General features: G+C 55.7%; 1 protein-coding gene. It reads right to left on the bottom strand.

What is annotated here, in order from left to right; all coding sequences use genetic code 11:
* On the bottom strand, positions 1-298 hold a 298-nt coding region (locus tag Q4563_RS18760), incomplete at both ends, for a hypothetical protein (RefSeq protein WP_303605591.1).

Here is a 298-nt window from a genome sequence, read left to right as displayed (position 1 = left end):
GCCACCGGCCAATTGCCAGGCCAGCAGGGCAAACAGCGCGATCATCAGCAAAGGCGGCGTACTGTTAAGCAATACATCGATGGAATTCAGCGTGGCGTCAACCGGCACCTTGACAGCCGTAAAGAAGGGGCGAAAGTTCACCACCATCCAGTCCAGCCCGTATTCTACCCAGTCTTGTAATGGCACCCAGGCTTCCGGGAAAGGGTTGGACAAGGTTGCTTCAACAGTTTCCTGAACCCTGTCGTCCTGCAACCAGCCTTCGGCCTGAAAGTTATCCTCAGACTGCTCGGCATTACCC

It is taken from the genome of Gilvimarinus sp. 1_MG-2023 (assembly GCF_030548285.1).
The sequence above is the reverse complement of the archived record's forward strand: the minus strand, read 5'-3'. Positions and strand labels throughout refer to the sequence as shown.